The 18,643-nt window shown below is 36.2% G+C and carries 19 protein-coding genes; 10 read left to right on the forward strand and 9 right to left on the reverse strand.

Features of this window, described 5'->3' with window-relative positions; translation table 11 throughout:
• Positions 1-22: 22 nt before the first annotated feature.
• Positions 23-850 (reverse strand): phosphoenolpyruvate hydrolase family protein, encoded by an 828-nt coding sequence (locus C0T34_RS13535; RefSeq protein WP_098941071.1) that lies wholly within the window; start codon positions 848-850, stop codon positions 23-25.
• 16 nt (positions 851-866) lie between these two features.
• Positions 867-2,078 (reverse strand): Tm-1-like ATP-binding domain-containing protein, encoded by a 1,212-nt coding sequence (locus tag C0T34_RS13540; protein ID WP_098941069.1) that lies wholly within the window; start codon positions 2,076-2,078, stop codon positions 867-869.
• A 232-nt stretch (positions 2,079-2,310) separates the two neighbouring features.
• Here C0T34_RS13540 and C0T34_RS13545 point away from each other — a divergent pair, with 232 nt between their 5' ends.
• The 3 genes from C0T34_RS13545 (at position 2,311) to C0T34_RS13555 (ending at position 5,757) form a co-directional block, all read left to right on the forward strand.
• Complete coding sequence (locus tag C0T34_RS13545; RefSeq protein ID WP_098941068.1) at positions 2,311-2,943, forward strand: TetR/AcrR family transcriptional regulator; 633 nt, start codon at positions 2,311-2,313, stop codon at positions 2,941-2,943.
• Between the two features lie 64 nt (positions 2,944-3,007).
• A complete protein-coding gene (locus tag C0T34_RS13550) occupies positions 3,008-3,640 on the forward strand; it encodes a PAS domain-containing protein (protein ID WP_075674283.1) in 633 nt (210 codons plus the stop codon).
• A gap of 218 nt (positions 3,641-3,858) precedes the next feature.
• Entirely contained in the window at positions 3,859-5,757 is a 1,899-nt protein-coding gene (locus C0T34_RS13555; protein ID WP_109850310.1) for a hypothetical protein, read from the forward strand.
• Positions 5,758-5,813: 56 nt separating this feature from the next.
• Here the strand turns inward: C0T34_RS13555 and C0T34_RS13560 are convergent, their stop codons facing one another.
• Positions 5,814-6,224, reverse strand: coding sequence for a GNAT family N-acetyltransferase (locus tag C0T34_RS13560; protein ID WP_098941066.1), 411 nt, complete (start codon positions 6,222-6,224; stop codon positions 5,814-5,816).
• Positions 6,225-6,336: 112 nt separating this feature from the next.
• Here C0T34_RS13560 and C0T34_RS13565 point away from each other — a divergent pair, with 112 nt between their 5' ends.
• Positions 6,337-7,392 carry an AbrB family transcriptional regulator gene (locus tag C0T34_RS13565; protein ID WP_098941064.1) on the forward strand — a complete coding sequence of 352 codons (1,056 nt, stop codon included), beginning with the start codon at positions 6,337-6,339 and terminating at the stop codon, positions 7,390-7,392.
• Between the two features lie 123 nt (positions 7,393-7,515).
• On the opposite strand, the gene C0T34_RS13570 is transcribed toward C0T34_RS13565, so the two are convergent.
• On the reverse strand, positions 7,516-7,866 hold the full coding sequence (locus tag C0T34_RS13570; protein WP_098941063.1) for a YacC family pilotin-like protein: 351 nt from the start codon (positions 7,864-7,866) through the stop codon (positions 7,516-7,518).
• A gap of 213 nt (positions 7,867-8,079) precedes the next feature.
• Between C0T34_RS13570 and cueO the strand changes: the two genes are divergently transcribed.
• The gene (gene cueO, locus C0T34_RS13575) at positions 8,080-9,660 is read left to right on the forward strand and encodes a multicopper oxidase CueO (protein WP_109850311.1); all 1,581 of its coding nucleotides are present in this window, start codon (positions 8,080-8,082) and stop codon (positions 9,658-9,660) included.
• A gap of 159 nt (positions 9,661-9,819) precedes the next feature.
• Positions 9,820-10,362 (forward strand): hypoxanthine phosphoribosyltransferase, encoded by a 543-nt coding sequence (gene hpt / locus C0T34_RS13580; RefSeq protein ID WP_098941060.1) that lies wholly within the window; start codon positions 9,820-9,822, stop codon positions 10,360-10,362.
• 71 nt (positions 10,363-10,433) lie between these two features.
• Here hpt and can read toward each other — a convergent pair whose 3' ends face one another.
• A complete protein-coding gene (gene can, locus C0T34_RS13585) occupies positions 10,434-11,087 on the reverse strand; it encodes a carbonate dehydratase (protein WP_036932822.1) in 654 nt (217 codons plus the stop codon).
• A gap of 783 nt (positions 11,088-11,870) precedes the next feature.
• Here can and C0T34_RS13595 point away from each other — a divergent pair.
• The 4 genes from C0T34_RS13595 (at position 11,871) to C0T34_RS13610 (ending at position 15,261) form a co-directional block, all read left to right on the forward strand.
• A complete protein-coding gene (locus tag C0T34_RS13595) occupies positions 11,871-12,806 on the forward strand; it encodes an ABC transporter ATP-binding protein (RefSeq protein ID WP_098941059.1) in 936 nt (311 codons plus the stop codon).
• Positions 12,803-13,573, forward strand: coding sequence for an ABC transporter permease (locus tag C0T34_RS13600; protein ID WP_098941057.1), 771 nt, complete (start codon positions 12,803-12,805; stop codon positions 13,571-13,573). Before C0T34_RS13595 ends, C0T34_RS13600 begins: the two co-directional genes overlap by 4 nt.
• Positions 13,574-13,759: 186 nt before the next feature.
• A complete protein-coding gene (locus tag C0T34_RS13605; protein WP_109850313.1) occupies positions 13,760-14,992 on the forward strand; it encodes an MFS transporter in 1,233 nt (410 codons plus the stop codon).
• 86 nt (positions 14,993-15,078) lie between these two features.
• Complete coding sequence (locus tag C0T34_RS13610) at positions 15,079-15,261, forward strand: DUF2526 family protein (protein ID WP_098941055.1); 183 nt, start codon at positions 15,079-15,081, stop codon at positions 15,259-15,261.
• Between the two features lie 100 nt (positions 15,262-15,361).
• Here C0T34_RS13610 and htpX read toward each other — a convergent pair whose 3' ends face one another.
• From htpX to C0T34_RS13630, 4 genes are all read right to left on the reverse strand, one after another.
• On the reverse strand, positions 15,362-16,327 hold the full coding sequence (gene htpX, locus C0T34_RS13615) for a zinc metalloprotease HtpX (protein ID WP_098941053.1): 966 nt from the start codon (positions 16,325-16,327) through the stop codon (positions 15,362-15,364).
• Between the two features lie 76 nt (positions 16,328-16,403).
• Positions 16,404-16,964, reverse strand: coding sequence for a LemA family protein (locus C0T34_RS13620; RefSeq protein ID WP_098941051.1), 561 nt, complete (start codon positions 16,962-16,964; stop codon positions 16,404-16,406).
• 304 nt (positions 16,965-17,268) lie between these two features.
• A complete protein-coding gene (locus tag C0T34_RS13625) occupies positions 17,269-18,087 on the reverse strand; it encodes a DmsC/YnfH family molybdoenzyme membrane anchor subunit (protein ID WP_109850314.1) in 819 nt (272 codons plus the stop codon).
• A gap of 2 nt (positions 18,088-18,089) precedes the next feature.
• On the reverse strand, positions 18,090-18,641 hold the full coding sequence (locus C0T34_RS13630; RefSeq protein ID WP_098941048.1) for a 4Fe-4S dicluster domain-containing protein: 552 nt from the start codon (positions 18,639-18,641) through the stop codon (positions 18,090-18,092).
• Between the last annotated feature and the right edge of the window lie 2 nt (positions 18,642-18,643).

Below are 18,643 nucleotides of genomic sequence, written 5' to 3' on the forward strand. Positions count from 1 at the left end.
AGGCAAACTTGATGATTTTGAATTAGCGTTTAATACTTTTAAATTTTTTAGTTGTTGCGGTTAATGCCACTTCTGTTGGTAAGCGTTCCATTGAACTTGCACCATAGAAACCATGGCAGTCAGGGCAATTATCTAAGATATATTGGGCATCTTCTGGCGTTGCAATTGGGCCACCATGACAAAGCACAATAACATCAGAACGCACAGCTTTAGCGGCTTTTGCCCAGTCATTAATTAAAGGAACACAGTCCGCTAATGTTAATGCTGTTTCAGCACCAATATTACCACCCGTTGTTAACCCCATATGAGGGACAATAATATCTGCGCCAGCCTCAGTCATTGCAATCGCATCTTCACGGCTAAAGACATAAGGTGTGGTTAATAAACCTTTTTCATGGGCTTTGCGGATCATATCCACTTCAAGTCCATAACCCATACCTGTTTCTTCTAAGTTAGCGCGGAAATTACCATCAATTAGACCTACTGTTGGGAAATTTTGTACGCCAGCAAACCCTGTTGCTTTAACTTCATCTAAAAATTTATCAAAGTTGCAGAAAGGATCTGTACCGTTAACACCAGCAAGCACAGGTGTATGTTTAACAACGGGTAATACTTCTTTTGCCATATCCATAACGATTTCATTAGCGTTACCATAAGCTAATAAACCCGCTAAAGAGCCGCGACCAGCCATACGATAACGACCAGAGTTATAAATAACAATAAGGTCAATACCACCGGCTTCTTCACACTTAGCTGAAAGTCCTGTACCTGCACCACCTCCAATAATGGGTTCATGGCGTGCAATCATTTCATTGAATTTTTTTAGTAACGTTTCACGTGAATGAGTCATTCTTCTTTCTCCGTGGTTAACAAATAAGTTCCTGGTGTAAATCATAAATTTGCTGAGTAAACTCAGCGGAGTTTATGTGATAAGGACTGATGACTAACTGACGAGTCTCTGTCTCTTTAAATGTTGTTATAAATGCATCAAAAAATGCTTGATTTGCTTTTGGATCCCAAAAAGGACCCCCTTCAATATCCAGAGCTGAAAAACCGCCCTGTGGTAATACAAACCGCAATGGACCTTCACACTGATTGAGTTTCTCAGCGATCCAGACACCTAATTGGCGGTTTTCCTCTGGTGTTGTGCGCATTAAGGTGACTTGTGCATTGTGATGATAAAATTGACGTCCTTTATATTTCTCAGGAACACTTGATGGGCGACCGAAGTTCACCATATCTAATGCACCACAAGAACCTATATAAGGAGTTTTGGTACGGGCGATTGCGCCAAAACGGTCTTCATCACAAGCAAGCACACCGTCAAACAAGTAATCACACACTTCTGTTGTTGTTAGATCGAGCACGCTATGAAGTAAGTGACTGTCTGCCAGTTTTTCCATGGCTTTACCGCCACTTCCTGTTGCATGAAAAACAAGGCAGTCATAATTATTTTCAAGTTTTTGTGTGAGTTGTTGTACACAAGGTGTGGTGACACCAAACATAGTCAGTGCTACCGCGGGCTTATCAACAACATGCTCTTCTTGGTAAAAATAAACAGCGCCAGCTATTTGATTCGCTGCATTTCTTAATACTTTGCGAGAGATTCGATTTAAGCCGGATACATCTGTGACGGAGTACATCATTGAGATATCACTTGCACCGATATAGCCTGAAATATCACCAGACGCCATCGTCGATACCATCAATTTAGGTACACCAATTGGCAGAGATTGCATTGCTGGTGTAATCAGTGCCGTTCCCCCTGATCCGCCTAGCCCAAGAATGGCTAAGACATCATCACAGTGGGTTAAATAGTGTTCAAATGCGATAGACATCGCTTCTATTGCTTTCCCTCTATCGCCACAAAATACAGCTTCTTCGCCATTTGGGTGAAAGCGTGCAACTTCTGTTGCGGAGACATCAGCTTCTCGAGCTAATGCGGTGGGTTTGGTTGTCAAGTCAACGGTTTTAACAGGAAGGCCTGCTTTTTTAATTAAATCACTGACATAAAAAATTTCAGCACTTTTAGTATCAAGCGTTGTGGCAATATAAATAGAACCAGAATACTGTTTCATAAGCCTTCCCATACCTTTTATGATTATCGACGAATAGATTATAATCATAATGAGACTTGAGTTTCATTTATCATAGCATCGTTTTGAGACTCTTGTCTCATTATTTTTATTTTTTGTATATAAAAGGTCGATAAGGTTCGATTGATCACCTAAAGTAAACGTCAAGTATTGTGAATATTTAGCTTAAGATAAGCCAGACATATAAAAGTGTAGAAATAACGAAGGATCTTCTATGAGTTACAGTGATGAAACGGATGCAATGTCCGGTACACGAAAAAGAACCTATCAATTATTGGTGACAACAGCATTGGGTCTTTTTGAGCAAGGAATGTTACCGACAGTGTCGGAATTAGCAGCACATGCCGGTGTTTCTAGAGCAACCGCGTATCGTTATTTTCCCACACAAAGTGATTTAATTAGTGCTACTGTTGATGCAAGTTTAGCACCGATCATTGCATGGACACCCACTCCCGAAGATAATACGCAACAACGCATTACTGAGTTGCTCAATCTTGCCTATCCGCAAATGTTTAAACATGAAGGCGCATTGCGTGGTGCATTGCAAGTCTCATTACAGCAATGGGCAAAAGAGAGGCAATCAAGTGAATATGCAGAAAAACGATTTATTCGCGGTCACCGTAAAGAAATTTTACTCAAAGTTATTGAACCATTAAAATCACACTATCCCCAAGAAATGTGGGATAAGGTTATTAAATCGTTCTCTTTGATTTACGGGTCAGAAGTCTTTTTGGTAATGAAAGATATCTGGAAAATGGATGATCAACAGGTCATTGATATGACTCAATGGATGGCAAAAGCTATCCTAAATCAGGCAAAATCTGATTATCCCGCAGATAACGATTAATTATTTGAATAAATCGGTTAAAATTGTATAAATCATTTACGTTTTAGCTATTGCAGGGATCGTTATGTCACACAAAACAGAAGACCAAGAGTGGCTGGTAGAACAACTACAATTTATTGCACAAGGCATTGGTAAAACATTATCGCCTTTTTGTGAAGTTGTACTTCATGATCTAACCGATAGTGAAAATACCATTATGGTCATTGAAAATAACCTATCAGGTAGAAAAGTGGGGGATAGAGCAACTGAGTTGGGAATGGCGCGTATTGAATCGTCAAATTTCCCTCAAATAGTGGCGAATTACCCAAATCAGTTCCCTGATGGTAGGACAGCAAAAAGTACCTCTATCGGTATTAAGGATAAGCAAGGCAATTACGTTGCTGCGTTATGTTTAAATATTGATATTTCAATGATCAAAGGATTACAAATGGTACTTAACCAATTTGCAACCCTTGAAGAAGGTAATGACATTATTGAAACCTTTAGTTCAGTGACTGAAGACTCGCTGAAAAAACGTATCGATGAATTTTCTGCGACTTATTCAGTGACACCAAGAGCATTAAAACCCCATCAACGACGTGAATTGCTATTGTGTCTACAGGATGAAGGTTATCTTTCATTGCGTAAGGCAATGGAAATTACCGCACAATATCTTGGTGTTTCAAGAGCGACTGTGTATAACGATTTAAAAGAGTAGTAATCTTTCATTATTAGCTATTGCTAAAAAATAAATAAACTTAAAAAAAAGATATCACTTCTTGATATCTTTTTTTATTTCTATTTTTTGAGTCTTATAATATGTCGTATTTTTATTGAAAGTAGTTTGCTGATTATTATTGTGTGATTTTTATAAATCGAAAAAAATAAAAGGAATAAAATATGTTATAGCTGATTTTAATAGATGGGAGATAAGATATGATCGATTTAAATAATATAAGTAATTTTGAGAGGAAAGTTTCGTTTTCAACTAAGCGTGATTTTTTCAATAACGACAATTTAACTATTACGAAAAATATAAAAAAAATTTCAAATACAGAAATTGAGTTTAATTTAGTTAAAAAAATATTTAGTGGAATAAAAAGATTGTCAACATTATTATTTGTAAGTCAAACCGGTAGGATAGGTATTTCAAATAGAAAGGAAAATGTTGAAAAATGCCAAGAAACTATCAGTTTATTACAGGAGAAATTAAATAAAAATAATATTGATTTAAATAATCTAAATTTAGAAAAAGAAAATAATAATATAGCTTTGAAAAATGATTTGGAAGTAGAGCAAAATTCTGATTTAAAAGAAGAAAAGAATGAATTAAATCAAAAATTAATCGATATGACTAAGCTGAGTGATAGTTTACTGAAAGAAAGGGAAAAAATAGATTTATTTATTACTCTTATTAAAAATGAAAATAGTAAGTTTAAAGATAGATATAGTTTTTTTAATTATTTAAATGAATTACAACGAGCAGAATATTTTTGTCGAAAGTCCAATGATGAAACTGAAAAAAAAATTGCAGACGTATTTGAAAATATTTTAAAAGAAAGACTCGGACGAGTAAAAGGAAGTGATATTAAAAAAATATATAATGAAATTATTTCGACCTATCAATTTGAATCAGCTTTTTTAGATGAAAGAGAAAAAGGAAATATTTTATCTAAATTTTCTACAAGTGAAAATAGAGAAAAGTTTCTTTCTAAAATTAACTTTTTAGTTTTATTATTAGTGAATGATCCTAAAATAATGAATGCTTGTTTTAATAAGGTAATGCTAAATAATCTACTCAATATCATGAGCATTATTCTTGGTGAAGGTAACAAAGGAAATAAAGTCGATAGTTTTTTCCATCAAATTAAAGATGCATGGATACCTAAATACATGAATGAGTTTTATGAAAGTAAACGAACAGAGGCACCAACATCAACAGAGGCACCAACATCAACAGAGGCACCAATATTAGTAGATGTATCAACATCAACAGATTTAGAGGATTTGGATAGTTTAAGTGATTTTGATACCTCAATTAATTCAGATGAAGAAACTGATTTTGATAATACTGAATTGGAACAAAAGCTTCAGAGCGATCGGATATCTAGTTTTGGTGTGTTAGAAGGTAATTTTAAAGGTATAATTGAGCATAGTAATAGTGATTTAATATATTTAGATGAACTACAAGATAATGTTAAGGATATAATTGAGCATAGTAATAGTGATTTAATATATTTAGAGGAACTACAAGATAAATATAAAGTAACTAAAAAAGATATTTTAGATGAGCAGAGTTCACGCAATTTAAGTAATTTAACCAAAGAGCTCGAAGAATCACTTAATATAGGATCTCAGGCAATAAAAGAAAATCCTATCTATGAAGCAATACAAAATATTATAACTAGTTTATTTGAAGTAAACACACTCGCTGAAATAGGTTTTTCTGCTTCCAGCAATAGTAATGATCTTATCTATAAAGAGAGTATTGAGAATATAAGAATTAAATTAAATACAGCTTGTAGCCAATTATTCAGTGTCGAATCTCAAATTTCATCTGAAGAACCTAAGAAGACAGAGAGTGATGAAAAATTTCAAGCGGCTATTGAAAATGTTCTTGGCAATCTTCAAGGTTTAATTAATTTTATTGATAAACCTATTTTTGACGAAAGAGCTATGGCTCAGTTAAAAATAAATATGATGAATGTAATTCACAATTCAATTAATAGTCTAACTATCTCTAATTTAGATAAAAAAGTTGAATCTTTAGATAGTGTGTCTAATTTAATTAATGGATTTATTGAAAATCTTAGTAATGAAATTAATAAACTGTAAGAGATAGAGTAAACTATTTCTCGTTAATAAGTATCATGAAATTAGAACATGAAAATCTATAGTGCTTTCCTTAAATAATATTTTTTATCACTCACAGGATAGTTTTCTAGGGTGCCAAATATCTCAAATCCCTGCTTTTGGTAAAAAGGCAGGGCTTGAAAGCTAAAGGTATCGACCTCAGCATATTTGGCTCCTTTTTCTTTTGCTGTATTTTCCATTGTTTGCAGTAATTCTGTACCTATGTTTTGTCCACGATAGGCTTTATCTACCCACAAATAGCGAATACGTAGCCAATTTCCTAAAATATCTCCCGTGATCCCGCCTATTTTTTTATCGTTCTCTTCTTTAAAAACAGCCAGTGGTGAGTATTGTTCCATCTGAATATAACGAAGATTGTGAGTTAACAATCCTTCATAAATTTCATTGATCTCATTCGGTGTTGGACTTGTAGTAATTTTTAACGACATAATCAGCTCTTAATATTAAGAAAAATAATAATCACATTATCACTATTTGTTTATTAAATATTTATATAAATGCTAGGATAAAACCATAATTAAAAAAACTGGATAACACAACATGTCGTTTTTAAAAACTCTGCCCGGTATTCTATTTTGTGCATTAATAGGTGGTGTTCTTACTCTTTCAGGTTTACCCATGGCACTGATGTTTGGGCCAATTCTTGTTGTTATTATCGCTTATCGTTTTAAATGGGAGCTTGCGGTTCCTAAACATACGTTAACCTTTATTCAACTGACGTTAGGAACTTCGGTTGGTTTAATGTTTAACCAAGTTCATTTAGGTAGTGCTGATAATTTAATTATTCTATTGCTCACTCTTGTTATTTGTTTAGCAATTCAATTTCTTGTGAGCTACTTTTGGTTTCACCGTCATATTGGTTGGACGAAAGAAGAGTCAATGCTAGGAGCCGTGCCCGGTGCGATGGCCGCTATTTTAGCATTAACTGATCATACAAAAACACCCCCTCAAAAAATTGTTATTTCTCATACTATTCGTTTAATGGTTTTGATTATTATGGCGGGTTTTATCGTTGGTGCTGATAAAGCCAATATGCCAGAATTTGCTATACCTGAAATGACCATTGTTTCATTATTGTGGTTATTATTGATTGTTGCTTTAGGATTAGGCTCAGGGCTTTTATTGCAGAAAATCCGATTCCCTGCACCCTTTATGTTGACTTCATTAGGTAGTGCGATATTGGTTCAATCATTTGCTAGCGAATCCATTGCTTTTCCCATGTTACTTAATGAATTGAGTATGGTTTTAATTGGGATGAATATTGGTGCTCACTTTGTTGTTTTCCCACTTTCATCACTAATTAAAAATGCTTTTTCTTCTGTGCAAGTAGTTATGATTAATGTGATTTTAACAGTGATTGTTGCATATGGTGCCGCTTATTTAACGGGAGTTCCTTGGGCTACATTAATATTGGCTTGGGCGCCAGGGAGTATGGAAGCCATGACATTTGCTGCGATAACGATGAACGTAGATGCGGCTTTTGTTATGTCGAATCATATTTTTAGAATGTTGATTATTCAAAGTATTCCATCAGTGGCTTTGTATTGGAATGAATATAAACAGAAGAAAAATAATCAGAACAAAAAAGAAGAATAAAATATAAAAGGGATAATTTTGTTTTTTTGATAACCTCTATTTAATTGCCTATGTTGAAAAACAAGCATGCTATTTCAAGAGGTTATCTTATTCTATCAATACAATTGTGACTTAATAGTGGAATTAATAGTTTAATAAACTGAGTGATTTATTAGCTAACAATTGGCATTTCTTATTGTGTGATACTTCAATACCTTTTAGATCATTGTAGCTATCTTCATTTAATGTGCTCATCGGTAACGTTGAGTAATTACTCACATCCCATTGTTGTGAGCGAGAAAAGACCATTAAGGCTCTTTCAATTTTAGATTTTGATATTTGCTCATAACCACAATCTTTATTTAAAAAAAGGTAGATGGCGGTTAAATCTGCCAAGTCTTCTGCTTGTGTATAAGTTAACGCTTTTGCACTCGAAGAAAAAACCAGAGTAAAAGAGAGCGTTAATGTGCAGAACAAGGCGAACATTTTTTTCATTAGGTGTGCTGTTCCTTTGTGTGATGATTTAGCAAGTTTTGTTATTTGGCTTAATGTAGTTAAAAGTTTTGCAAAGACCCGCTGTTTTGTTGGGTTTTAAATTGACCTTCCAGTAAGGGGAAACTTTAGCATTGGTAATAGTTTACAAAACTTCTTTATTCATTTTATTTCGATAAATACAAAATAATTTGTTTTTATTCAAAGGAATATATTATGCAACGTCGCGAATTTTTAAAATTAGGCGCCACATTAAGTGCTGTAACATTATTACCAAGTTGGAGTCGCTTTGCGTTTGCCCAAAGTAACACGCCTTCATTGGCTATTCCACCTCAAATTACCCCTGATGCCCAACAAAAGATTGTTCTGAATATTCAACAAGGTATTTCTAAATTTATACCTACCGCGAATACCACTACATGGGGCTATAACGGTAGTTTATTAGGCCCTGCATTGAAACTTAAACGTGGTCAACCCGTCACAATTAATATCAATAACCAATTACCAGAAACAACAACGGTTCACTGGCATGGGCTTGAAATCAGCGGTGAAGAAGACGGCGGCCTACAAGCAATGATTGAACCTGGAAAATCTCGTACTGTCACTTTTACACCAAATCAAGCTGAATCAACGTGTTGGTTCCATCCTCATACTCATGGTGTTACCGGACAACAGGTCGCTATGGGATTAGGTGGGTTAGTGATTATTGAAGATGATGAAACCGCAAGCCGTAAACTGCCTAATCGTTGGGGGGTTGATGATTTACCCGTTATTTTACAAGACAAGCGTTTAGATAGTGATGGGCAAATCGATTATCAACTTGACGTAATGAGTGCTGCAATTGGTTGGTTTGGCGATATGATGTTAACCAATGGCACTATTCAACCACAGCATATTGTGCCAAAAGGTTGGGTTAGATTACGTTTCTTAAATGGCTGTAATGCACGTAGTTTAAATCTTGCGACAAGTGATGGCAGACCAATGTATGTGATTGCCAGCGATGGTGGATTACTCGCAGAGCCTGTAAAAGTGACTGAATTACCGATTTTAATGGGGGAGCGCTTTGAAGTTTTAGTGGATACCTCTGATGGACGTGATTTTGATATTGTTACTTTACCTGTACGCCAAATAGGAATGGTTTTAGCGCCATTTGATAATGTATTGCCTGTATTACGCTTGCTACCATCCGCAGAAAAAGGACAAGGTCTTTTACCTGAGCAATTAGCGCTTATTCCTACATTACCAACATTAAGCAATCTTTCAACGCGCACATTACATCTACGAATGGATATGCGTTTAGATATGCAAGGTATGATGCTATTAACAGAGCGCTACGGCGATAAAGCACTAGCGGGTATTCATCATGGAATGAGTCATATGCGTCAAGGTAACGGCAGTGGCATGATGGGCGGTGGAATGAATTGCGGTCATGGCAATGGTGATTTAGATATCTATAATGCCAATAGTATCAATGGGATTCCATTCTCAATGACTGAACCTGCATTTGATGTAAAACAAGGCGTTTATGAGCGTTGGGTTGTTTCTGGTCGTGGTGACATGATGTTACATCCATTCCATGTTCATGGTACACAGTTCCGTATTTTATCTGAAAATGGTAGAGAACCAGAGAAGCATCGCCAAGGTTGGAAAGATATCGTGAAAGTTGAAGGGCAATTTAGCGAAATTTTAGTGAAGTTCGACCATTTGGCCACAAAAGAACATCCATTTATGGCACACTGTCATTTATTAGAACATGAAGATACCGGAATGATGGCGGGTTTTACTGTTAGCAAATAATCAATCACTGTAAAAATGATTAATATCAGTAAGATAAATTAATAAAGGGCATGAAATTGATATTTTGTGCCTTTATTTTCATTAAATCAGATCATCGCATGATGAAGGAAGTTCTGGTACAATCGTTTGCTTTCCCCGTTAACCCAATCGAAATTAATCATGAAACATATTGTTGATGTCATGATCTCTGAAGAAGAGATCAAACAGCGTATTGCTGAGCTAGGTCGTGAAATCACAGAACATTACCGCCCACGTCAAGATCAACATGCTCTTGTCTTAATCGGCTTGTTAAAAGGTTCTTTTATTTTTATGGCAGATTTATGTCGTGAAATTGACGTGGACCATGAAGTCGATTTTATGACTGTATCAAGTTACGGTAATGGGATGACGTCAACGCGTGACGTTAAAATCATTAAAGATCTCGATGAAGATATTCGTGGTAAAGATGTTCTGATTGTTGAAGATATTATCGACTCAGGTAACACCTTAAATCGTGTTAAAGAGATTTTAAGCTTACGTGAGCCTGCTTCTATTTCTATCTGTACTTTATTGGATAAACCCTCTCGTCGTGAAGTAGATGTTCCTGTTGAGTGGATTGGTTATTCCATCGAAGATAAATTTGTTATTGGTTACGGCATTGATTACGCACAGCGTTATCGTCACCTACCTTATATTGGGCATGTAACATTATTAGATGAGTAATTTATTTACTTAAAATAGCAGTTAAAAACCCGCTTTAAGCGGGTTTTTGTTATTTAATCGAACATATCTTATTAGCGTGGATGACTCAATTTTGCCATTGCTTGGCGATAAGAAAGTTCAAGTTTCTCACGGCTATCAGAGGTGACATCAAGATCGTGTAGTTCACCGTTATTTAAGCCGTAAACCCAACCGTGGATCATCACTTTTTGTCCACGTTTCCATGCTGCTTGCATAATTGTCGAGTGACCAAGATTGTACACTTGTTCAATAACGTTTAGCTCACAAAGTAGGTTTAATCTATCTTGTGGTGCAAGTTCGCCTAACATAGAACTGTGTTTGTACCAGATATCACGGATATGCAGTAACCAGTTATTGATAAGTCCTAATTCGGTGCCTTCAATAGCGGCTTCAATACCACCACAACCATAGTGACCACAGACAATAATGTGTTCAACTTGTAATACATCAACCGCATATTGGATCACAGAAAGGCAGTTTAAGTCAGTGTGAATGACTAAGTTTGCCACATTACGGTGAACAAATAAGTCACCTGGTGCTGCGTTGATTAATTTTTCTGCTGGAACGCGGCTGTCAGAGCAACCAATCCATAAAAAGTGAGGTTTTTGACCTTTACAGAGATCTTTAAAAAACTGAGGATTTTCTTCAGTAACAGATTCTGACCATTGCTTGTTATTGGCTAACAGCTCTTCAATTTTTCTCATCATGACGTGACTGCCTGTAAATTCGGTTTCCCACCATTTGCGCTGACAGTACGCCAACACGAATAGCTCTTGTGTTATTGCTGGATGCAAGAGATCCATTTAGAAAGGGTATTTTTATACCATTACTTTTGAATTAATCAGAGGGCTTTTTAAAGCCGAGTGACAGATAATTGCTTGTAATTTTTCGCTTTCAAATAAGATAGATCTTTTTATAGCATTTGTTTAATGAATTTATCAATACATTCCTTGATGTAAATCAAATGTATAAAAAGATAACTGTTTGTTAAACCTGCTGTTGTATTATTCAAAAATAGATGCTTATAAATATTATATAAATAAATCTAATGATTATGGTTATTGGTTTTATTTTTGCACTGAAAGTAAAAATGATAAAAATAAAGAGCAATCATTGATTGAGGTGGTAAATGGAGGGATAATATTCATCAGTAAACTTGAGAAACAAAAGCAATAATTTTATTGGTATCAATTAGACTAAATGATTGCATCAATGGATAAATTTATTAAAACATCAGAATATTCGTAAGAAATAAAAGAATCTGAGCCTTGATAGCTAATTTTCTTTCTCTCCATCTCTTATTCTTTATTATTGTAATAGTTAAAAAATATTTATTTATTCGTTTGTGTCATAAGCCCTAAAACGGTTTATTTGCCACCGAATATTCTCTAGAATAACTTATTCCATTTTATTCTTTGAACTAAGCTTATTTTCTGATTTCAGCTCAGTTAATGCTGAATAATGCAGTTGATAAAAGGTAATTCCCACATATGACGTATGCATTGGAGTTAACGGAGTTAACGAAAACTTATCACAATGGCGTAAAAGCGCTAAAAGGAATTGATCTCACCGTTGAGGCTGGCGATTTTTATGCTTTACTAGGCCCTAATGGCGCAGGCAAATCGACCACAATTGGTATTATTAGCTCTTTAGTTAATAAGAGTAGCGGTAAAGTCAAAGTATTTGGTTATGACACCGATACCGATATGGTCAATGCAAAACGTCAATTAGGATTAGTGCCACAAGAATTCAATTTCAACCCTTTTGAAACCGTATTACAAATTGTACTCAATCAAGCCGGTTATTATGGGGTACCTCGTAAATTGGCATTAGAACGTGCCGAAATTTATTTAACCCAGTTGGATTTATGGGAAAAGCGCGAAGATAGAGCGCGTTTTTTATCTGGGGGAATGAAGCGCCGTTTAATGATTGCGCGTGCATTAATGCACCAACCTAAATTACTTATTCTTGATGAGCCCACCGCGGGTGTTGATATTGAATTGCGCCGCTCAATGTGGACGTTTTTAAAACAATTAAATGCTGAAGGCACTACCATTATCCTAACCACACACTATTTGGAAGAAGCAGAAATGCTGTGTCGGAATATTGGTATTATTCAACGAGGTGAACTGGTTGAGAATACCAGTATGAAAGGGCTATTAAGTAAATTAGAGTCTGAAACCTTTATTTTAGATCTTGCGCCCAAAAGCCCATTACCTGAATTACAAAATTATCAATATCGCTTGGTCGATACATCAACATTAGAAGTTGATGTTAAAAGAGAGCAAGGACTAAATAGTGTTTTTGCTCAACTTAATGCACAAGGTATTCAAGTGTTAAGTATGAGAAATAAAGCCAACCGTCTTGAAGAATTATTTGTTCACTTAGTTAATGAAGAGCATACAGTAGAAGGAGAGGGGGAATGATTCAGCTGTATTGGGTAGCCCTCAAAACCATTTGGATTAAAGAAGTCACCCGTTTTGGTCGTATTTGGGTGCAAACATTAATTCCACCAGTGATAACCATGTCTCTCTATTTCGTTATTTTCGGTAACCTGATTGGTAAACGAATTGGCGATATGGGCGGTGTAGATTATATGCAGTTTATTGTTCCTGGCCTGATTATGATGGCAGTAATAACAAACTCTTATGCGAACGTTTCTTCTTCTTTTTTTGGTGCGAAATTTCAACGTAGCATTGAAGAATTATTAGTTTCACCAGTACCAACGCATGTTGTTATTGCCGGTTTTGTTGGTGGTGGTGTGGCTCGTGGTGTTTGTGTTGGTATATTAGTGACCTTAATTTCACTATTTTTTGTGCCTTTAGAAATACATTCTTGGACAATGGTTGTAGTGACATTACTGATGACCTCAATTGTGTTTTCTCTCGCTGGATTATTAAATGCGATTTTTGCGAAAACCTTTGATGATATTAGTATTATCCCAACCTTTGTTTTAACGCCATTAACCTATTTAGGTGGTGTATTCTATTCACTTTCACTACTACCTGAATTTTGGCAAGGTGTATCCAAGCTTAACCCAATTGTTTATATGATTAGTGGTTTCCGCTACGGTTTTCTGGGCATTACGGATGTCTCTTTAACCGTAACGATTAGTGTTTTGTGTCTTTTCATTGCTGTGTTTTACGTTATTGCATGGTATTTAATTGAAAAAGGCCGAGGTTTAAGAAGCTAATCAAAAAAGCAAAATAGAAAGTTATAAAAGTTGAAATCGGTATCTTATTTAGAGATACCGATTTTTTTTAGCCATTTTTTCAGCATAAATGTTAATTTTTCTTTAAATGATAACTTTGCTATTAACAAAGAGATTTTTCTTGTTTAGTATACTAAACACTTTGGCAGGGGATAAAAAGGAAATGTAATGACAACGGCAAGCCAAACAGGTAAAGCACCTGAGGCAATCTCTCGTAATAAGCTTTTATGTATCGCAGGTATGGGATGGACTTTTGATGCAATGGATGTGGGATTACTCGCATTCTTACTCACGGCATTAAAAGAAGATTGGGGATTAACGGCATCACAATTGGGTTGGATTGGTAGTGTAAATTCAATTGGAATGGCTGTTGGCGCTTTTGTGTTTGGCATTATGGCCGATAGAAAAGGGCGTAAGCCCGTCTTTATCTTTACTTTGTTACTGTTTAGCTTAGGTTGTGGGTTAACGGCATTAGCAAGCTCTTTGATGGTGGTACTTGTTTTACGTTTCTTTATTGGAATGGGATTAGGTGGCGAATTACCCGTTGCCTCAACGCTTGTTAGTGAAAGTGTTGAAACCCATGAACGAGGCAGAGTTGTTGTTTTATTAGAGAGTTTTTGGGCTGTCGGTTGGTTAATTGCAGCGTTGATTGCTTACTTTATTATTCCTGATTATGGCTGGCGTATGGCGATGCTATTAAGTGCATTACCTGCGGTATATGCTCTCTATTTACGTTCCAAATTACCTGAACCTACTTCATCGCATATTTCACAGAAAAAAACACGTCTATCGATTCGACAATCAATGGCATTAATTTGGTCACCACAATATCGTCGTTCAACGCTAATGTTGTGGATCTTATGGTTTTGTGTCGTTTTCTCTTATTACGGTATTTTCTTGTGGTTACCTAGTGTTGCCATGTTAAAAGGCTTTAGCTTAATTAAGAGCTTTCAATATGTGCTTATTATGACATTAGCGCAGTTACCTGGTTATTTTACCGCGGCTTGGTTAATTGAGCGTTATGGGCGAAAGTTTGTTTTAGTGGCTTATTTAGCCGGAACGGCCATCAGTGCTTATTATTTCAGTGTGGCTGATTCAACTGCGACACTGCTTATTTTCGGTATGTTGTTATCGTTCTTTAACTTGGGCGCTTGGGGGGCTTTATACGCTTATACGCCAGAACAATACCCCGATGGAATTCGGACAACAGGAGCTGGAACTGCAACAGCAATAGGACGTATTGGCGGAATATTAGGGCCTTTAATGGTGGGATATTTGGTTCAATATCAATTTGAAATAAGCTCAATATTTCTGATTTTCAGTTTTTCAATTGTGATTGGAATATTAGCGGTGATGTTATTGGGGCAAGAGACAAAAAATATGCCACTTAACTCAATTTAATCCTGCTTTGTGCGACTAAAAATATAGAATTTCTCTTTCTTGTAATATGATAGCAGTTAAGATTTTTATGAGAAAAGGAGATCACGATGTCTCATTATGATGAAATGGTGAAACAGGTTGATGACGCTATTGCTACAACCAGTATTCAAACCATGAATGAACTTTTAGTTGAATTAGGTAAAGATAAAACGATTGAATTTCCACTGCGTTATGAGCAACAAGAACGTTTACGTACCGCTATTTTCCATCACGGTGAAAAACAGCGTTAATCGGATTGTTGCTAAGAAATAAGAATTAAAAAAGCGTTTGAACCATATTGATAAACAGGGGAAAACGCTTTTTTCTTTTGACTGCTTTGTATAATAAGAATTAAAACGTCTTTCGACCTTCTAGCACTGCGATCCTATTTTCAATAGATGGGTGCGTTGAGAAAAACGAGTCACCTTTGTTAAAAATAAAAGCGGCTTTTCGATAAGCTCGTCCCGTCGAGCCATCTTCAAAATTTTCAGTGTCATGCTGTGCTGAAATTTTCTTTAGTGCATTAATCATCGCTTGATTGTCTTGGGTTAAATCAACCGCCGCAGCGTCTGCCATATATTCGCGAGTTCGGGATAAATAGAAATAGAGGACCTGTGTAATGATCGGTAAAACAAAGTTGAGAATAATTAAAATTAGTCGAGCTTTGCTTGCAGCGTCATTGCTTTTACCACCTCGATTACCTGAAGCAATATATAAGCGACTGCCAAAGATATTTGTTACTGTCAAAATAACGTTGGCTAATATGCCAACATATAATGTCAGTCGTGAATCACCATGAATAATATGCCCTGTTTCATGAGCTAATACCGCCTGTACTTCTTGGCGATTAAGACGGCTTAATAAACCCGTTGTTACACCAATAAAGGCATTTTTCTCAGACCAACCAGCAGCGAAAGCATTAGCTTCAGGTGTATCAAGAAGATAGAGTTTAGGAATGTAGCCCAGAGTTGCACTTAAACTAAGTTCTTCAACAATATTGAGCAATTGGCGTTCTTGTGCATTTAAGGTGTCATCAGGGCTAATTAATCGCGCGTTCATCCCTGTAAGCATGATTTTATGCCCTTTAAAATGAATAAAGATAAGCAATAAAATCGAAACAGCGAGAATAATTAATGTGGCAATGGGAAGAGATTGAAACGTCAGAAATGCCCACATATTATCGGTCAGATCTAAATAGGGATTTGCGCCAATAGCCGTATCCACCAGCAAACCGATCATAAGCATTAAGAGTAAATATGTTGCTATAACAAAACGAGTTCGAATAGCATTTTTTCGTAGAACATTTCTGAAATCCATTAGTGACTCCAAACAGCACCGTTGAGTGCTGTTTTTATCAATCTAGAAGTAATAACTATCTCTTATTACTATAAAATTAATCGAAATTAATGCGACGCGCTTCTTCCGTTTTAATGGTTCCTTCATCAAGACGCCAGTACTCTTTATCAATAACAAGGCTTGGGAAAATCTTGACGATAAATACCGCAGGGATAGAAGCGATAAAAGCGCGATATTGTTCTAAAGTGCGGTTGTAGCCACGTTTAGCAAAAGAGAGTTTATTTTCTGTTGAAACAATCTCTTCTTGTAAATTTGTCATGATGGTGTCGGATTTTAATTCAGGGTAATTTTCAACCGCAACATTAATGGCACCACTTGAGACAATTTTTGATAATTCATCTTCAGCCGCTTTGGCTTCTTTGGTATTTGCGCTTTGGGATTGTGTTCTTAATTCAGTGATTTTAGTAAAGACTTCAGACTCATGGTTGAGGTATTTTTTTACGGTGGCCAATAAGCTGTCGAACACTTTGCCACGACGATCTAATTGTACTGAGATTTCAGTTTCACTTGAGATAACGGCTTCACGCATAGAGATAATACGGTTGTAATAATAAAAAATAAGACCCAATAACGCGATGGTAATAATTAATCCAGTCATGAGAAGCGTTCTCTTTTCTAATAGTAAACAGGGAATTGTATTAAATCATTAAAGTTAATTTTGCCTATTATTGATAAAGATAGCTAGATGATTATTTCATCAAAGATAAAAAGAGTACCGATAAAGCAAAATCAATAATATTGGGTGAGATAAAAAAATACCCCGAATAAATTCGGGGCAAAATTAAAGGTAATGTTAAGGTAAATAAAATTATCAAGTGAAACATCGGGGATGAAAACTAGGTTAAATAAGCAAACAAACTAAGCCATTTAACCCAGCCATTTAGCCTAGAGAAATAACAAATTTAGAACCAAGGTGCTTGCGCCATGACATTGCCATAAAACAGCATTCTTCCTGTGATTTCACCGCTAAAAAGCATCAAAATAGCGATAACAGAGAGCGATGTTTTGGTAAATGAAGAACGGTGAGATAACGTAATAATACAAATACCCACAATCAAACTAGCAATGACTTGCCACCATAATAATAGGCTTGCTACATCAGCTCCGGGTACTTGCGCTCTCATAACTAATCCCACAAGTACTAATAATGCGCCGATAAACGTTCCTATTTTTAATGAATTGCTAATGGCTTTACCTTGTAAACGTAACCAAGGGATCATCGAGCCAAAACCAAGTAGCAACGCTGTACCAATAAAGCTGATTTGTGTTGCAGGTGTATGCCATAACGGGTGTGCCTGCATTTGGTAATAGATTTGTGCTGTAACCAAGATAATAGGTAAACCAATCACACCACAAAACAATCCAATCAAACTATTACGGCGAATAGCATTAGGCTGTACCCAACTTGCTAATGCCCATAATGAAATCAATCCATTAAGCATAACGAAGGCTATTGCTTCACGGCTTAACCAAGAGTGAGCAATACCTAAAACAGAACGATAAGCACCAAGTGGATCACCTAAATGCCCCATTGACATTGATGAGCCCACAACTTCAATTAGCCAAATCAGTGCAATGGTTGTTCGTAATGCTTTGGTACTTAGCATTGCAACGTTTTGTGTTTGGTTTTGCCATTGATACAGTGAAAGCGCTAATACCGCACCAATGCCCCATTGACTCATTACCGTAAACAGGACTAACGGCAGTTGATAATCATGCATGATTAATCCTCCATTCCAATAATGACAATATTAGGGTTGCTGATGGTGTGATCAGGAACGCCATAGCGTTTTTCTAATAAAGCCCAATTTGTCGTATGTTTTTTACGTAAATCTTCAATTTCGCCAAATTCAATGGCACCCGTAGGGCAAGATTCAACGCAACGTGGTTTCAAACCTTCATCCAGTCTATCTGCACACATATTGCATTTACTGGTTTTGCCTTCAACCGGATCATAAACAGGCGCATTGTAAGGACAGGCCATAATACACATCTGGCAACCAATACATTTGTCATGATCTTGCACGACAATACCATCCTCTCGTTTGGTATAAGTATCAGCAGGGCAGACTTTTAGGCACTGTGGATCATCACAATGATTACAAGACATAGTAATAAAGGCTTGTGCATTAGGTTGTTCTTCGTTGAACTCACGAACACGACGCCATAGCACACCGGGAGGTGTCACGTTTTCAGATTTACATGCCATAGAGCAGGTACGGCAACCGTAGCAATCTTTGGTATTTATCAGAAAACCATACTGTTTCTTCGCCATGA

This window comes from Proteus sp. CA142267 (assembly GCF_003336825.1).
GTDB lineage: Bacteria > Pseudomonadota > Gammaproteobacteria > Enterobacterales > Enterobacteriaceae > Proteus > Proteus terrae.

What these genes read in the sequence shown, in the direction of transcription:
- C0T34_RS13535 (WP_098941071.1), bottom strand. Translation starts at nt 850, where the DNA reads ATGACTCATTCACGTGAAACGTTACTAAAAAAATTCAATGAAATGATT.
- C0T34_RS13540 (WP_098941069.1), bottom strand. Translation starts at nt 2,078, where the DNA reads ATGAAACAGTATTCTGGTTCTATTTATATTGCCACAACGCTTGATACT.
- C0T34_RS13545 (WP_098941068.1), top strand. Translation starts at nt 2,311, where the DNA reads ATGAGTTACAGTGATGAAACGGATGCAATGTCCGGTACACGAAAAAGA.
- C0T34_RS13550 (WP_075674283.1), top strand. Translation starts at nt 3,008, where the DNA reads ATGTCACACAAAACAGAAGACCAAGAGTGGCTGGTAGAACAACTACAA.
- C0T34_RS13555 (WP_109850310.1), top strand. Translation starts at nt 3,859, where the DNA reads ATGATCGATTTAAATAATATAAGTAATTTTGAGAGGAAAGTTTCGTTT.
- C0T34_RS13560 (WP_098941066.1), bottom strand. Translation starts at nt 6,224, where the DNA reads ATGTCGTTAAAAATTACTACAAGTCCAACACCGAATGAGATCAATGAA.
- C0T34_RS13565 (WP_098941064.1), top strand. Translation starts at nt 6,337, where the DNA reads ATGTCGTTTTTAAAAACTCTGCCCGGTATTCTATTTTGTGCATTAATA.
- C0T34_RS13570 (WP_098941063.1), bottom strand. Translation starts at nt 7,866, where the DNA reads ATGAAAAAAATGTTCGCCTTGTTCTGCACATTAACGCTCTCTTTTACT.
- cueO (WP_109850311.1), top strand. Translation starts at nt 8,080, where the DNA reads ATGCAACGTCGCGAATTTTTAAAATTAGGCGCCACATTAAGTGCTGTA.
- hpt (WP_098941060.1), top strand. Translation starts at nt 9,820, where the DNA reads ATGAAACATATTGTTGATGTCATGATCTCTGAAGAAGAGATCAAACAG.
- can (WP_036932822.1), bottom strand. Translation starts at nt 11,087, where the DNA reads ATGATGAGAAAAATTGAAGAGCTGTTAGCCAATAACAAGCAATGGTCA.
- C0T34_RS13595 (WP_098941059.1), top strand. Translation starts at nt 11,871, where the DNA reads ATGACGTATGCATTGGAGTTAACGGAGTTAACGAAAACTTATCACAAT.
- C0T34_RS13600 (WP_098941057.1), top strand. Translation starts at nt 12,803, where the DNA reads ATGATTCAGCTGTATTGGGTAGCCCTCAAAACCATTTGGATTAAAGAA.
- C0T34_RS13605 (WP_109850313.1), top strand. Translation starts at nt 13,760, where the DNA reads ATGACAACGGCAAGCCAAACAGGTAAAGCACCTGAGGCAATCTCTCGT.
- C0T34_RS13610 (WP_098941055.1), top strand. Translation starts at nt 15,079, where the DNA reads ATGTCTCATTATGATGAAATGGTGAAACAGGTTGATGACGCTATTGCT.
- htpX (WP_098941053.1), bottom strand. Translation starts at nt 16,327, where the DNA reads ATGGATTTCAGAAATGTTCTACGAAAAAATGCTATTCGAACTCGTTTT.
- C0T34_RS13620 (WP_098941051.1), bottom strand. Translation starts at nt 16,964, where the DNA reads ATGACTGGATTAATTATTACCATCGCGTTATTGGGTCTTATTTTTTAT.
- C0T34_RS13625 (WP_109850314.1), bottom strand. Translation starts at nt 18,087, where the DNA reads ATGCATGATTATCAACTGCCGTTAGTCCTGTTTACGGTAATGAGTCAA.
- C0T34_RS13630 (WP_098941048.1), bottom strand. Translation starts at nt 18,641, where the DNA reads ATGGCGAAGAAACAGTATGGTTTTCTGATAAATACCAAAGATTGCTAC.